This window comes from Ensifer sp. ENS08 (assembly GCF_014852195.1).
Classification (GTDB): domain Bacteria; phylum Pseudomonadota; class Alphaproteobacteria; order Rhizobiales; family Rhizobiaceae; genus Ensifer; species Ensifer adhaerens.
This window is the reverse complement of the sequence record NZ_JACVBF010000064.1, coordinates 1-380: the sequence shown is the minus strand read 5'-3', so window position 1 is coordinate 380 and position 380 is coordinate 1. Positions and strand designations below refer to the sequence as shown.

Here is a 380-nt window from a genome sequence, read left to right as displayed (position 1 = left end):
CGCTTGCCAGGCGGTGGGCGCTGCGCTCCGATCCGGTAAAGGCATAGGCCGCAAGACCGAAGGGCAGGCGATTGGCCTCGTTGATCGCCTCGTCGAGATCATGGAAGCGATTGATGATCGAGACCGGGCCGAACGGCTCGTCGTTCATGATCCGGGCGGAAAGCGGCACGTCCGCCAGAACCGTCGGCTCGAAGAAGTAGCCGCGGTTGCCGATGCGATGGCCGCCGGTCGCCAATCGGGCACCATGCTCGACCGCGTCGGCAACCAGGCTTTCGATCGCCGGGATGCGCCGCTCGTTGGCAAGCGGCCCCATGTCGACGCCGGCTTCGAGACCGTTGCCGACCTTGATCGTCTTCGAGGCGGCGACGAAGCCGTCGAGG

The 380-nt window shown here is 66.3% G+C and carries 1 protein-coding gene; it reads right to left on the bottom strand.

Translation table 11 applies throughout. The annotated features are described in order from the left end of the window. On the bottom strand, positions 1-380 hold a 380-nt coding region (locus IB272_RS34520), incomplete at both ends, for an aldehyde dehydrogenase family protein (RefSeq protein ID WP_192445899.1).